The 12,970-nt window shown below is 68.0% G+C and carries 9 protein-coding genes; 6 read left to right on the top strand and 3 right to left on the bottom strand.

Annotation, left to right across the window (positions count from 1 at the left end; all coding sequences use genetic code 11):
• Positions 1–7: 7 nt before the first annotated feature.
• The gene (gene cysS, locus AC0IYU_RS17290; protein WP_472119297.1) at positions 8–1,384 is read right to left on the bottom strand and encodes a cysteine--tRNA ligase; all 1,377 of its coding nucleotides are present in this window, start codon (positions 1,382–1,384) and stop codon (positions 8–10) included.
• A gap of 201 nt (positions 1,385–1,585) precedes the next feature.
• On the opposite strand from cysS, the gene AC0IYU_RS17285 reads away from it, so the two are divergent.
• The 6 genes from AC0IYU_RS17285 to AC0IYU_RS17260 all read left to right on the top strand — a co-directional run bounded on the left by AC0IYU_RS17285 (position 1,586) and on the right by AC0IYU_RS17260 (position 5,704).
• Positions 1,586–2,176, top strand: coding sequence for a tetratricopeptide repeat protein (locus AC0IYU_RS17285; protein ID WP_435483557.1), 591 nt, complete (start codon positions 1,586–1,588; stop codon positions 2,174–2,176).
• A gap of 75 nt (positions 2,177–2,251) precedes the next feature.
• Positions 2,252–2,857: a peptidylprolyl isomerase gene (locus AC0IYU_RS17280; RefSeq protein WP_472119294.1), complete on the top strand. Its 606-nt coding sequence runs from the start codon at positions 2,252–2,254 to the stop codon at positions 2,855–2,857.
• A 26-nt stretch (positions 2,858–2,883) separates the two neighbouring features.
• A complete protein-coding gene (locus AC0IYU_RS17275; RefSeq protein ID WP_472119291.1) occupies positions 2,884–3,396 on the top strand; it encodes a peptidylprolyl isomerase in 513 nt (170 codons plus the stop codon).
• Positions 3,397–3,429: 33 nt separating this feature from the next.
• Complete coding sequence (locus AC0IYU_RS17270; RefSeq protein ID WP_472119288.1) at positions 3,430–4,206, top strand: UDP-2,3-diacylglucosamine diphosphatase; 777 nt, start codon at positions 3,430–3,432, stop codon at positions 4,204–4,206.
• A gap of 17 nt (positions 4,207–4,223) precedes the next feature.
• Positions 4,224–5,015, top strand: a complete 792-nt coding sequence (locus AC0IYU_RS17265) for a M90 family metallopeptidase (RefSeq protein ID WP_472119285.1) — start codon at positions 4,224–4,226, stop codon at positions 5,013–5,015.
• A 92-nt stretch (positions 5,016–5,107) separates the two neighbouring features.
• Entirely contained in the window at positions 5,108–5,704 is a 597-nt protein-coding gene (locus AC0IYU_RS17260; protein ID WP_472119282.1) for a hypothetical protein, read from the top strand.
• 84 nt (positions 5,705–5,788) lie between these two features.
• Here the strand turns inward: AC0IYU_RS17260 and AC0IYU_RS17255 are convergent, their stop codons facing one another.
• Positions 5,789–8,659, bottom strand: a complete 2,871-nt coding sequence (locus AC0IYU_RS17255; protein WP_472119280.1) for a DUF349 domain-containing protein — start codon at positions 8,657–8,659, stop codon at positions 5,789–5,791.
• 199 nt (positions 8,660–8,858) lie between these two features.
• Positions 8,859–12,695 carry a DUF748 domain-containing protein gene (locus AC0IYU_RS17250; RefSeq protein WP_472119277.1) on the bottom strand — a complete coding sequence of 1,279 codons (3,837 nt, stop codon included), beginning with the start codon at positions 12,693–12,695 and terminating at the stop codon, positions 8,859–8,861.
• Positions 12,696–12,970: the final 275 nt, after the last annotated feature.

Here is a 12,970-nt window from a genome sequence, read left to right as displayed (position 1 = left end):
GTACCGTTCACTGCGCAGCCGCCCAGGTCGTGCCGCTGGGTGAATCCTTGAGCACAATGCCCTGCTCGAGGAGTTCCTTTCGAATGCGATCGGCTTCGGCGAAGTTCTTCGCGGCCTTGGCGGCGGCGCGCGCGTCGATCTGCGCCTGGATGGTCGTCTCGTCGAGCGTGGTGCCTGCGCGCAGGAAAGTCTTCGGATCGTCCTGCAGGATCTGCACGCACGCGCCCAGCGCCTTCAGCAGGCCGGCCTGCACGGGCGACTTCGTGCGGTTCACTTCGCCGGCCAGGTCGAAGAGCACCGCCACCGCCTCGGGCGTTGCGAAGTCTTCGTCCATGGCGGCCTTGAAGCGCGCCGCGTAGGGGTCGGCCCAGTCGATCTTCACGTCTGCGGGCGCCACCAGGTCGAGCGCCGTGTACAGCCGCTTGAGCGAGGCGCGCGCATCGTCGAGGTGCACGTCGCTGTAGTTGAGCGGACGCCGGTAGTGCGCGCGCAGCACGAAGAAGCGGATGGTTTCCGCGTCGTATTTCTTGAGCACATCGCGGATCAGGAAGAAGTTGCCCAGGCTCTTGGACATCTTCTCGTTGTCGGTCACGATGAAGCCGTTGTGCATCCAGAAGTTGGCCAGCGGCTTGCCGGTGGCGCCTTCGCTTTGCGCGATCTCGTTCTCGTGGTGCGGGAACTGCAGGTCTTCGCCGCCGCCGTGGATGTCCAGCGTCTCGCCGAGCAACTCGCAGGCCATGGCCGAGCACTCGATGTGCCAACCCGGACGGCCGGGGCCGAACTCGCTGGCCCACTTCACTTCTTCGGGCTCGCTGGCCTTGGCGCTCTTCCAGAGCACGGGGTCGAGCGGGTCGTCCTTGCCGTCGAGCACGGCCACGCGTTCGCCCGCGTGCAGTTCGTCGAGCGACTTGCCGCTGAGCTTGCCGTAGCCGGGGAACTTGCGAACGGCATAGTTCACGTCGCCGTTGCCGGCGCGGTAGGCCAGGCCCTTCTGCTCCAGCGTGCCGATCATCGACAGCATCTGCGGGATGTAGTCGGTGGCGCGCGGCTCGTGCGTGGGGCGCTCGATGCCCAGCGCGTCGGCGTCTTCATGCAGCGCGTCGATCATGCGGTCGGTCAGCGCCCGGATGCTCTCGCCGTTTTCCACCGCGCGGCGGATGATCTTGTCGTCGATGTCGGTGATGTTGCGCACGTAGGTCACGGCGAAGCCGCTCACCTTGAGCCAGCGCTGCACCACGTCGAACGCGATCATCGAGCGGGCATGGCCGAGGTGGCAGTAGTCGTAGACCGTCATGCCGCACACGTACATGCGCACCTGTCCGGGATGCAATGGGGAGAATTCCTCCAGTTCACGCGACAGCGTGTTGTAGATGCGCAGACTCATGAGATTCGGAAAACGTCATTTCGCGCACGTGAAGCACGGGCGACAGACGGTGTTTTTCAGGGGTGACGGGGGCTGTGGCGGCAAGGGGTTGGACATGGCCCCTCGGCTACAATCCGGCCAAGTATAAACGGCTGCCGCCGCGCAGCGTTCGGGTGTTCCCCAAGCCCGCATCTCCCCATTTCCGTTCTCTGCCGAGGCTTCATGAAGCACGCCGCATTCTCCAGACTCTCCATCGCCTTCGCATTGCTGTTCGGCCTGTGGGCCTCGGCCGCGCATGCCAACGACTACGACGAGGTGAACATGCTGCTGCGCCAGGGCAAGCCCACCGAGGCCCTGGCCAAGGCCGACACCTACATCGCCGGCAAGCCGCGCGACCCGCAGATGCGTTTCCTGCGCGGCGTGATCCTCACCGAGCAGAACAAGCAGGCCGAAGCCATCATCGCGTTCACGCAGCTCACACAAGACTTCCCCGAGCTGTCCGAGCCTTACAACAACCTGGCCGCGCTCTACGCCTCGCAAAGCAAGTTCGACCAGGCCCGCGCCGCGCTCGAGCAAGCCATCAAGCTCAACCCGAACTACGCCACGGCGCACGAGAACCTCGGTGACGTGTATGCCCGCCTTGCCGCGCAGGAATACGTTCGCGCGCAACAGTTCGCGAGCACCAACCCGAGCGTCGCGCCCAAGCTCTCGCTGATCCGCCAGATCTTCTCGACGAAGGCCGAAGCCGACGCAGCCGCCCTGCCCGCAGCACCCGCCGTGCTGCGCAAGCCGGTCGGGCGCACCAGCAAGTAACTGCCGCCGCCGGCATGGGCGCCCACAGGCGCTGCTGCACGGCCCACGCCTCTTCATTCGCACACGGAGCCTCACTTGACGATCCACGCCTCCTCCCGGTTCAACCTGTTCAGCCGCCGCAGCGCGCTCGTGCTGGCCGCCGCGCTCACGTTCGCCGCCACCGGCCACGCGCAGACGGCCGCCGCGCCGCGCGTCAAGCTCGCCACCTCGGCCGGCGACATCGTGCTCGAGCTCGACGCCGCCAAGGCGCCCAAGTCGGTCGAGAACTTCCTGCAGTACGTCAAGGACAAGCACTACGACGGCACGGTGTTCCACCGCGTCATCGACGGCTTCATGATCCAGGGCGGCGGCTTCACGGCCGACATGCAGCAAAAGCCCACGCGCGCGCCCATTCCCCTGGAAGCGAGCAACGGCCTGAAGAACGACAAGTACACCGTTGCCATGGCCCGCACCGGCAACCCCAATTCCGCGACCTCGCAGTTTTTCATCAACGTGAAGAACAACGACTCGCTGAACGCGCCCAACCCCGACGGCTACGGCTACACGGTGTTCGGCAAGGTCGTGGCCGGCACCGACGTGGTCGACAAGATCCGCGGCGTGGCCACCGGCAACAAGGGCGGCATGCAGAACGTGCCGCTCGAGGCCATCACCATCAAGTCCGCTTCGCTGCTGGCGAAGTGATCCATTTTCCGAAGAAGGAGTCCCTCATGAGCAACCCCCAGGTCGAACTGCACATCAAGAACCACGGCGTGATCACGCTCGAACTCGACGCCGAAAAAGCGCCGAAGTCGGCCGAGAACTTTCTCTCGTACGTGAAGAAGGGCCATTACGACAACACGGTGTTCCACCGCGTGATCCCCGGCTTCATGGTGCAAGGCGGCGGCTTCGAGCCCGGCATGCAGCAAAAGCCCACGGGCGCCGAGATCGAGAACGAGGCCAACAACGGCCTCAAGAACGACAACTACACCGTGGCCATGGCCCGCACCAGCGCGCCCCACTCGGCCACCGCGCAGTTCTTCATCAACATCGCCAACAACGGCTTCCTGAACCACACCGCCCCCTCGGCGCAGGGCTGGGGCTATGCGGTGTTCGGCAAGGTCATCAACGGCACCGACGTGGTCGACAAGATCAAGGCCGTGAAGACGGGCCGCAAGGGCTTCCACGACGACGTGCCGCTCGAAGACGTGGTGATCGAAAAGGCCGTCGTCATCGCCGAATGACGACCTGCGGGCACGGTGCGGCATGAACGCGGCATGAGCACGGTGGCGAATCCGGCTTTTCCAGAGCTGGTAGCGCCGCCCGCGTGGCGCACCGTCGACCTGATCTCCGACCTGCACCTGCAGGCCGGCGAGCCTGCCACCTTCGAGGCCTGGCAGGGCTACCTGCAGACCACGCCGGCCGATGCGCTGTTCATCCTCGGCGACCTGTTCGAGGTATGGGTGGGCGACGACTCGGCCGCCCAGGCCGGTTTCGAGGCGCAGTGCGCCGAGCTGCTGCGCCGCACGGCGCAACGCCTGCCGGTGTTCTTCATGCACGGCAACCGCGACTTCCTGGTCGGCCCCGCACTCGCGGCGCAATGCGGCTTCACGCTGCTCGACGATCCCACGGTGCTGGTGCTGCACGGCCAGCGCTGGCTGCTGAGCCATGGCGACATCCTCTGCCTGGAAGACACCGAGTACCTCAAGTTCCGCGCACAGGTTCGCACGCCCGAATGGCAGGCCGCGTTTCTCGCGCGCCCGCTGGAAGAACGCCGCGCACTCGCGCGTTCCATGCGCGTGCAGAGCGAAGACCGCAAGCGAAACCCCTCGACCGTCTGGGCCGACGTCGACACCGACGCCGCGCGCAACTGGCTGCAGCAGGCCGGTGCACACACGCTGGTGCACGGCCACACCCACCGCCCCGCCGACCACGACCTGGGCCACGGCCTGCGTCGTGTCGTGCTGAGCGATTGGGACGTTGCAGCGCACCCACCGCGCGCGCAGTTGCTCTGTCTTTCCACCGCCGGCGCGCAGCGCGTCGATCTGCGCTAGACGCGCCGCCGCCGCCGATGTTCAAGTGGCTGCGCCGGTTGCGCGCCCTGCCCCCGATTCCCGAGGCCGCCTGGCAGGCTGCGCTCAAGCGCTATGCCTTCCTGGGCGCCCTGCCCGAGCCCGACCGGCAGCGCCTTCGCATCCTTACCGCCGAATTCCTGCGCGACAAGGAATTCCATGGCGCCAAGGGCTTCACCATCACCAACGAAGTGGCGCTGGCCATCGCCGCGCAGGCCGTGCTGCCCGTGCTGCACCTGAAGGGCGGGCTCAACTGGTACGACGACTTCGTCGGCATCGTGGTGCACCGCTCCGAGGTGGTGGCAAGGCGCAAGGTGGTCGACGACGCGCAGGTGGTGCACGAATACGGCGAGGTGGTCGCCGGCGAGGCCATGGACCGCGGCCCGGTCATGCTGAGCTGGGACGACGTGCTGGCGAGCAGCCTGACCACCGAGCGCGGCTACAACGTGGTGATCCACGAATTCGCCCACAAGATCGACATGCGCAACGGGGACGCCAACGGCTGCCCGCCGCTGCCGCCCGGCTTTGCGGGACAGCGCAGCGCACGCGAGTCTCGCGCCGTGTGGCACGCCGTGCTGCAGTCGGCCTACGAGGGCTTTCGCGAGCAGACCATCATGGCGGACCGCTTCGGCGCCGAGCCGCCGTGGCTCGACGCGTACGGCGCCACATCGATCAGCGAGTTCTTCGCGGTGGCCTGCGAGGCCTATTTCGTGAACCGCCCGAACTTCGGACGCGACTTCCCCGAAGTGCTGGCTATCTTCGATGAATTCTTTCGGCCTAAACAGCCCTGAACGCACGTCCACCCTCATTTGTTTGCTATCTAGTTGATAGCAAAAGAGTCTTTACCATCGACGGGTCAACAACTCGTTAAAAAGGTAAAAACATGAGGGATTGGTTGTATCAAGTGACCGGCAAGGCGTGGCTCGCGCTGGTCGTCGGCATCGGCATCCTGGGGTGGGCGGGCTACGCGCAGTTCAAGGCCGGCGCCGACACGCACGGCACGGCGGTGGAAGACCTGGTGGCGAAGAGCGGCACCATCGTCAGCGGCAGCGAAATCACCGAAACCACCAAGCGCCGCCGCGGCGGCAGCACCACGCGCCACTATTTCGTGCTCGACGCCAAGCTGGCCGACGGCAGCACCGAGAAATGGCGTGTCGACTACGCGATCGGCCGCAACAAGCTCGAACCGCTGATCGACGAGGCCGTCGACGTGCGCATCGATCCTTCGGACAACAACCTGGTCTACGAAGTGAAGCTCAAGGGCAAGCCGGTGGTGGCGCTTGCCGACGTGCAGCAGATCATGGAGAGCAAGGACAAGGCCGCGGCCTCGAACGCCACGGAAAAGGGCACGCTCATCGTGGGCACGGTCGCCCTGCTGCTGGGCATCGGCGGGCTGTTCCTGCGGCGCAGGCTCGGCACCAGCCAGGCGGCGGAACAGGCTGCGGCGGTGCAGACGCCGGTGATCGGCGAAAAAGTCTGAGCCTGACCGCGGCCGACTGAAGTCGACCCCAAAAAAAGACGCCCCGCGGGGCGTCTTTTTCATGGCCGCAGCCTTCGGGCCTGCTTACTTGCGCAGCAGTGCCTTCAGCGCATTCTGCAGGCGGCGCGCGCTGGTGGCGTCGTGCGCCGCAGCCAGCACCTTGCCCGCGTCCTGGCCCCAGGTCTGGCTCGGTGCCGGGTCACCCCGCTTGGTGAGCAGCTTGAGTTGCAGCGCGCGGCGCGCATCGAGCTGCTCCGCCGGCGTTGGCACTTCGGCGGCCATTTCGAGGCGCAGCAACGCTTCGGCGGCATCGGTGGCGGCAGCCGACGGCGCAGCGCCCAGCGCTTGCGACCAACCGGTACGAACGGCGGGCGACACCGCACGGCCCAGCTCCTGCACGCTCGGCAGGCGGCTGGCGTCGCGCTGCTCCCACGCGCCCAGCACCTGGGTCAGCGCTTCACCGTGGGCTTGCGCCGCCAGCTTGCGCAGTGCCATGTCCGCACGTTCCAGCGCCTCGCGCTGTGCGCGGAAGGCGGCATCGCCCAGGCGAGGACCGCGGTCTTCGAAGCGCGGCGGACGGTCGCCGAAACGGTCCCCGCGGTCGCCACGCGCATCGGAGCGAGGCGCACCGCGATCGCCGCCGGGGCGACCCGGGCCTCCGGGGCCGGGGCGGCCGCCGTCGCGCCGGTCGCCGAATCGGCCACCCGCGCCGCGTGCCGCGGGCGCTGCTTCGTTTTTCTTGCTGCTCGGACGGTCGTCGCCGCGCATGGCCACGACGGGCTTGGGCGCGGGCTTCGGCGCCGCGGCAGGTGCCTCGACCGCGGCAGGCTCACCAGCCTCGTGTGCCGATTCGTCGGCGCGGGCAGACGCATCGGCGCCATCGGCGGGTGCCACCAGATCGGCCGGAGCCGCGGTTGCCGCATCCGTGTGCGTGCCTGGCGAAGCTTCAGCGTCGCTCGGGCTCGGCGCCTGCTCGGCGCTTTCTCCGAACTCGGCGGCGGCCTGGCCCGGGGCCACGATCTCGGTCGCGCCGACCGACGGGCCGTCACTCGAAGCGGCGGCGCGCTCGGTCTTCGGCGCGGGTGCCGGTGCGGGCGGCGGTGCTTCACCGCGCAGCGCGCCTTCGAGGCGCGCGATAGCGGCGCGGATCTTCTGCACGTCGCCGCCGGCATTGGCTGCGTCGAGCGCCTTGGAGGCGTCGAGTACGTAGCGGTCGTGATCGCTCATGGCCGACGATGCCTTTTCGCGCTCGGCGGTCTTGCGGTTGAACGCTTCGTCGATGGGTGCGCGGAAGGCGTCCCACAGCTTTTGTTCGTGGCGGCGGTCGAGCGGCACACCCTGTGCCTCGGCCTGCCAGCGCTGTTGCAGTGCCTTGACGGCGTCGATGCGCAGCACGGGCTGGGCGCCGAGCTCGACGGCCTCGGCAATCATGGCCTGGCGGCGTTCGACGCTGGCCTTCTGCGCCGTCTCGAACGGTGCGCGGGCGGCGCCGAAGGCTTCGTTCCACTGCGGCTGCAGCTCGGCGAACAGCTTCTCGCCCACGTGGCCGGCATCGCGCCAGCGGTCGGCAAACTGGTGCAGCGCGCGGTTGTGCGCCTTCAGGTCGGTGGCGCCGGCGTGTTCGGCGGCCCAGGCCTTGACCTCTTCGATCAGCGCCACGCGGTGCGCGCGGTGCTCGGCCGCATCGGCGCGGACCTTTTCGAGCCAGGCCTCGACCACCTTGTGGGCTTCGTTGCAGGCTTCGTCGAAGCGCTTCCACAGCGCGTGGTTCGGCACGCCGCCCTGGTCGGACTGCTTCCACTGGTCGCGCAGGGCGCGCAGCGTTTCCTGCATCTTGCGGCCGCCGAGGGCCTGGCCTTCGGGGCGCTTGAGCAGGCCTTCGGCCTTGGCGACGAGGTCTTCACGGACCTTGTCGGCGCTCCAGCGTTGCCAGCCTTCGAGTTCGCCGGCAGCCACCAGCGCGGCATGCACGCGTGCTTCGAGCGCGGCATCGACCATCTTGCCGTGCTCCTTGAGCACCGCGCGCAGCGCGGCGGCGGCACCGGCGCTGGCCTTGCCGTGGCCTTCGGCGGTTTCCTGTTCGAGCTTGGCGAGCGCAGCCTGCACCGCGTCTTGCGCGGCGGCACGCACGGCCGGGTCCACCTTGGGTGCGGCGGGGCGCGCAGGCGCGGCGGCGGCCTTGGGGGCGACGACTTCGCCGCGCGCGGCGCGCAGCTCGTCGGCCCACACGGGCACTGGCGGCAGCGGGGCCGAGGCGTCGGCGGCGGCGGCAATCGCCTGGGCCAGCGCGCCATGGAAGGCGTCGGACACCACCAGCAGTTGCGACTTCGAGGCGTCGAGCTGCGGTGCGAACTTGGCGTCCAGGCTGGTCCAGTTGGCGTCGGCCGTGATCTCCGTGGCCTGCTGCTGCCAATGGGCAACGTCGGCGCGCAGCGATTCTTCGGCACCCTGGGCGTCCTTCCAGCCCTTGGTGGACAACACCTCGAAGCGCTGCGCCAGCAGCACCGCGGCTTCGCGATGCACCTGGGCGCGGTGCTGCAGGTCTTCGATGCCCTTCACGCGCTCGGCCAGCCTGGCCTTCAGCCCGGCCAGCGGTTCGCGCGACAGCGGCGCGCCGGCCTTGGCGGCGTCACGCTGCCAGGCCAGTGCATCGGCGATGTTGAGCTTGGACTGGCCCAGCAGCGCCTCGGCCTTTTGCGCCCATTCGGCGGCAATGGCCTCCTGGCCCTTGGCGCGCTTGATTTCGTCGAGCTTTTCGCGCAGCAGGCGCGCGGCGCCCTTGTCGCGACCGCTCAGCTCCTTGAAGACCTCTTGCATCTGCTCGGGCGCGGGGTTGCCCGCGAGCCAGTCGCGGATGCGCGCGGAACGCTCCCCGGAGGTCGGCGCGGTGAAGGCGCCGCCGGTGAGCGTGTCGAGGGCTTGGAGGTCGTTTGGCTTGGAAGAGGTAGAGGTCACTGCGCGAAATCGTTGTCTGGGTAGAGAAAGCGAAGGCGCCGGCAAAGGCCGGCGCACATCGACATTTTCACCCACTTGCGGTTGGCCGCTGAATTTCGCCCTGAAACAGGGCGAACACCGGGTTGTGGGCGTGGAGGTTAACGGACTACATATATAGCGAGCTCGGGGAAAAAACCAAGTCCCTTCCCGGCACTGCGCTTCACTTCATTGTCAGGCTGAGTTCTGCGCCCGGCTTCCAGTCGCTGCCGCTGGCCGTGGTGCGCACGGCGCCCAGGAACAGCCGCTCGCTCGGCACCTTCTTCGCGAGCAGGTAGTCGCGCACGGCCGCGCCGCGCTCGACCGCCAGCTGGCGCATCGACTCCTCGTCGACCGGCACGCTGGCGAACAGCAGGTTTTCCATCTCCTTCAGGGGCAGGTCCTTCGCCAGCCCGACAAGGTTACGTGGCTTGGTGATGTCGGCGCGCTTGTAGACGGCCGTCAGCAGGTCGGGGTACTCGGCGTCGGTGACCGGGGGTATGTCGGTGCCCGTCTGGCCGCCGCGCACCGCCACCCGGCGCTTCTCGGCATAGGTCAGCTGGCGCACGCGCTGGCGCTGGTAGGCGTCGCGCTCCTTGTCGAGGCTGGAGGTACCGACCACCGTCATCTGCAGCGTGGGCCGCTCGGTCAGCGCCTTGGCCACCTTGTCCAGGCCTTCCTTCGCGGCAGGGCTGAGGTCGGAAGCGCCGGCCTCGAAGGTGATGGCGCTCGACTCGCCGCTGCCACCGCCCAGGCCACCCGTGAGCAGGCTGAACGGCGCCGTCACGGCCTTGACGATCAGGTTGACCACGGCCTTCCAGATCAGCGGCCCGATGCTGAACTGCGGGTCGTTGAGCGAGCCGCTGAGCGGCAGGTCGACGTCGATCACGCCGTTTCGGTCGGCCAGCAGGGCCACGGCCAGGCGCACAGGCAGGCTGGCGGGCGCGCCCGCCACCTCGTCGCCGAACTGCAGCTGGTTGAGCACCAGCTTGTTGGTGGCCGTGAGCTGACCGTCGGGCGCCACCTTGTAGGTGACGTCCATGCTCATCTTGCCGCGCTCGATGCCGTGGCCGGCGTAGCGCACCGAATACGGCGAGAGTGGCGCCAGGTCGAGATCGCGCATCTTGGCGGTGATGTCGAGCTCGATCGGCTTGACCAGCGGGTTCAGCTTGCCGGTGATCTCCAGCGCCGCGGTCTGCTGTGCCTTGCCGCGCAGTTCGAGGTCGGCCAGCGCGGGCCTTCCGCCCTCGCCCTTCGGCGGGCTCGACGAGAAGGAGCTGAGCTTGCCGGTCAGTTCGCTCAGGTCGGCCGAGTAGTTGGGCTTGACGAACAGGTCGGTGAAGTCGATCTTGCCGTTGACCAGGCTCATCGGGCCGAAGTTGATGACCGGGGCGAGCTTGCTGTCGGCGGCTGGCACGGCCGGCGCGGCTTGCGCCGTGGTGGTGGCCGTCGGCCGGGCGGGCTCGAGCGCGCCGCCGACCATGGCCTCGGCCGACACCGGGGCGCCGCCCGAAGGCCGGGCCGGTGCCGCACGGGTCGTGGTGGTCGCACCGCCCGGGCCCTTGCGGGTGCTGGCGTCGCCGGTGGTGGCCACGGCTGCGGCGTCGGCTTCGGCCTCGCCCTTCTTGGTGAGGTTCAGCAGGTTGAGCCGGCCGGTGGAATCGACGATCACGCGAGCGAAGAAGTCGGTGAGCGTGGTCTCGCGCACGTCGACGCTCGGCGCCGCGTTCGGCGCCATGCTGACCTGCAGGCCGCGCAGGCTCAGCGTCTTCCAGCTCAGCAACTGGTTGGTGTTGCGGTCGAAGCCGGGCGACTGGGTGAGCGACACGCTGTTGGCGCGGAAGTCGTCCAGCGCGGTGTCGCCGGCCAGCTTGATGCTCATGCCCGCCGGCAAGGTCGCATAGCGCACGGTGCCGCGGTAGCTCGCGAAGGCACGGCGGATGTCGACGTTGAGCGCGTCCGCGTAGTAGGCCTTGAAGGCATGCGCGGGGAACGATGCCACCTCGAGCCGGCCTTCGGCCGCGAGCGGCTTGAGCACGATGTTGCCCTTGTAGTCGAAGCGGCCCGGATCGGCCGCGCGGCCGGCGGAACCGATGCGCCCCGACACCTGCAGCGGCGAAACGACGTCGGTGTTCGGCGAGATCTTCTGGGCATTGAGCATGAACGCCGTGACTTCGACCGCCACCGGCGTGGCGCTCGCCTTGTCCGAGTACGACAGGCTGCCGTTGTCGACCGCCAGCGTGCCGATGGTCAGCGCCCATGGCTTTGTGTTGGCGCCGGGCTGCGGTGCTTCGGCCGCGGCGGGCTTGGGCGCGGCGACCTTGGCGTCGGCTTCCTTCGCGCCGTCAGCGCCGGCGGGCGCCTTCAGCCAGCGCTCGAACATCCAGCGCTTCTCGTTGTCGCGCTCGATGCGCACCTTGGGGTTGGTGGCGGTGAACGAGGCCACGTTCAAGGTGTGCTTCGTCATGTCGGCCTCGGCATCGACCAGCTCGAAGCGCCCGACGCTGGCCAGCGCCGTCTTGGCCTGCGTCAGCGCCAGGCCGTCGGCGGACAGGCGGCGCGCCTTGAACTTCAGGTCGGGCTGGGCCCAGGCAATGTCGATCTGCCCGCTGAGCTTGCCGTCCAGCGTGGGCTCCAGGCTCTGCGCCAGGTAGGGCGCGGCCAGCGACAGCGGCAGCGCGTCGACTTCGGTCTGCACGTCGGCCACCTTGTCGGTGGCGCGGCCCTTGAACTTGAGCGAGGCGCCGGCAATGGCGGTGCTGCCGCTGAACTCGGCCGGCTTTTCCATCGGCCAGGTGACGCCGGTGACGTCGAAGCCGAGCGCGGTCATGTCGATGGCCGCGGCCGGCTTGACGGTTTCGTCGCGCCAGCCGATGCGCCCGCCGCTCAAGGCCAGCTTGTCGACCTGCACCTTCAGCACCGGCTTTTCAGCCGGTTTGCCCGCCGGCGCGCTGGCCGCGGCCGCAGGCAGGGGCGCGACTTTCTCGGTCGCACCCGTCGCGGGGTCGGTCGCGAGCAGGTTGAGTTGGCCCGCAGCATCGCGCGCCACCGCCAGCTGCGGATTCACCAGGGCGATCTCGCTCAGATGGAACACCGATTCGAGCGGACGCACATCGGCCAGCGCCAGCTTGAGCGACTCGAAGCCCAGCAGGTCCCGCCCGCGTGCGTCGGCCACCTTGGTGGTGTGCGCCTCGACCGTACCGGTGATCTTCAGGCCGTTGGTGGCACCGTGCTCGAAGGCGATCTTCAGGTCGGCGTCCAGGCTGCCCGCCTGCAGGCGCACCGGCAGGCCGCCCGGCATGTAGCCCAGGTATGGCACGAGGTCGAGGCCCTTGAACTGCACCTGCGCGTCGGTCTTGCGGCTGTCGGAGAAAGGCGCGGTGAAGGCGGCCGAGTCGAACTTGCTGCCGTTGAGCACGAAGGCCAGCTTGGGCTCGGTGTTGATGTCGCGCTTGGAGTCGAGGTTGCTGAGGAACGGCACCTTGAGCACGAAGTCGCGCAACTCGTGCTTGCGCTTGACGGTCTGGTCGTCGAAGTCGACCGCGCCTCCGTTGATCGCGATGTTGTAGATGGCGAAGCGCGCGGGCTTGGCATTCGGGTCGGACGGCGGGCCGGCCGAGAGCTTGGCCAGGATGTCGTCGATGTCGTACTTGCCGTCGGCCAGGTGCGTGAGCAGGATAGCCGGCGCGTCGACGGTGACGGTGTCGATCACCGGGGCGAAACGGAAGATGGACTGCAGTTCGGCGTCGGCGTAGATGCGGGCGATGGCCACCTGCGGCTTGCTGCCGTCGGCGGTCGCGATGCGCAGGTCATTCAGCGTGAGCTCGAGCGTCCAGGGCTTGAAATCGATCTTGCCGACGGTGACCTGCCGGCCGAGTTTGTCGCTCGCGATCTTCTGGATCTGGCTCTTGGCGATGGGGGGCACGGCCAGCCAGGCAACGACCCAGAACACCAGCAGAACCAGCAAAGCGACGATCCCACGCCGCACCCATTTGTTTTGTTTGATCGAAGCTGCATCCATCGCGGGAGTGTGCCGCAAAGAGGTGCACCCAGAAACAAGAAAGCCCGGCGACTCGACTGCTGTCTTGTCGTCGGGCTTGATGGCGGGCACAAGACCCATGCCATCGATTCGCGCGACAGGAAGTCGATGGTTCCCACCGTGCTGGCAGCAAGAGATTGCCACCGTGGTTCCTCGGACGCTGAGCCTTCGACTTGCACCTCGGGCTGCGGGACTTCGGAAAAACGCCTGAAACCTCAGGCCCGTCCAGATTAGGCGGCGCTCCCTCGGATTGCAAA

The sequence above is a fragment of the Variovorax sp. AC103 genome (assembly GCF_979254005.1).
The sequence above is the reverse complement of the archived record's forward strand: the minus strand, read 5'-3'. Positions and strand labels throughout refer to the sequence as shown.

Excerpts from the sequence above, each read along its gene's own strand:
- AC0IYU_RS17275 (WP_472119291.1), top strand. The coding sequence starts at position 2,884 with ATGAGCAACCCCCAGGTCGAACTGCACATCAAGAACCACGGCGTGATC.
- cysS (WP_472119297.1), bottom strand. The coding sequence starts at position 1,384 with ATGAGTCTGCGCATCTACAACACGCTGTCGCGTGAACTGGAGGAATTC.
- AC0IYU_RS17260 (WP_472119282.1), top strand. The coding sequence starts at position 5,108 with ATGAGGGATTGGTTGTATCAAGTGACCGGCAAGGCGTGGCTCGCGCTG.
- AC0IYU_RS17250 (WP_472119277.1), bottom strand. The coding sequence starts at position 12,695 with ATGGATGCAGCTTCGATCAAACAAAACAAATGGGTGCGGCGTGGGATC.
- AC0IYU_RS17265 (WP_472119285.1), top strand. The coding sequence starts at position 4,224 with ATGTTCAAGTGGCTGCGCCGGTTGCGCGCCCTGCCCCCGATTCCCGAG.
- AC0IYU_RS17285 (WP_435483557.1), top strand. The coding sequence starts at position 1,586 with ATGAAGCACGCCGCATTCTCCAGACTCTCCATCGCCTTCGCATTGCTG.
- AC0IYU_RS17270 (WP_472119288.1), top strand. The coding sequence starts at position 3,430 with ATGAGCACGGTGGCGAATCCGGCTTTTCCAGAGCTGGTAGCGCCGCCC.